Origin of the sequence: Halorubrum sp. GN11_10-6_MGM (assembly GCF_005435165.1) — an archaeon.
In the GTDB taxonomy this organism is placed as follows: Archaea; Halobacteriota; Halobacteria; order Halobacteriales; family Haloferacaceae; genus Halorubrum.
This window is the reverse complement of the sequence record NZ_SGUC01000088.1, coordinates 1-845: the sequence shown is the minus strand read 5'-3', so window position 1 is coordinate 845 and position 845 is coordinate 1. Positions and strand designations below refer to the sequence as shown.

Annotated in this window: 1 protein-coding gene; it reads left to right on the top strand. The window is 63.1% G+C overall.

The genetic code is table 11. The features are described 5' to 3' along the window. Positions 1-16: 16 nt before the first annotated feature. Positions 17-845, top strand: an 829-nt coding sequence (locus EXE46_RS16190) for a type I restriction-modification enzyme R subunit C-terminal domain-containing protein (RefSeq protein ID WP_199234204.1), incomplete at its 3' end; no start/stop codon positions are given.

Below are 845 nucleotides of genomic sequence, written 5' to 3'. Positions count from 1 at the left end.
ACTGGTCCGAGGGGCCGTGGAAGGCAGTGCCCGAAACGAGGACACGATGGCGTCGCTGGGGGACCGCTTTGCTCGAATGAACCGGGCCCTTGAGCCGGAGGACCGGGAGGAGATTGAAGCCGTTCTCGAAGAGAGCGCCGAGGAGCGGGGGCACGGCGTGGAAACGATGACGGACTTGACTGAAGGCTTTGTCCGGGCGGCCGACTACGACGAGCAGGTCAAGCGGGCTCAGGAGACCTTCGGCACCGAGGACCCGACGGAGGAGCAAATCGAGCAGGCCACCGAAGAGCTGATTGACGAGGCCTGCCGGCCGATCGAGGACGCCAGCGTCCGGGAAACCATCCAGCAGGTTCGGGAGCGGAGCTACGTCACCATCGACGACATCAGCCGAGATGAGGTGATCGAGGTGGAGCACAAGACCCCGGCCAGCGCCAACTGGGCCCACGACCGGGTCGGCTCCTTCGAGGATTTCATCGAGGAGCACAAGGACGAAATCACAGCCTTGGAGATCTTCTACGAACAGCCCCACGGGGAGCGCCACCTGACCCTGGAGCAGATTCAGGAGCTTGCAGAGGCGATCAAGCAACCGCCCCTGGAGACGACGCCGGAAGAGCTCTGGAAGGCCTACGCCCAACTAGAGGAGGACAAGGTGAAGGGCGTGGCCGAAGACCGCCTACTCACTGACGTGATCTCCCTTGTGCGCCATGCGATGGGAGAGGACGAGGAGCTAGAGCCGGTCCGTGAGGAGGTGGAGGAGCTGTTTTACCAGTGGCTTGAGCACCAGGACCGCCAACAGCGGGTTACCACCGAGCAGCTGGAGTGGCTAGAGATGATCAAAGAGCACC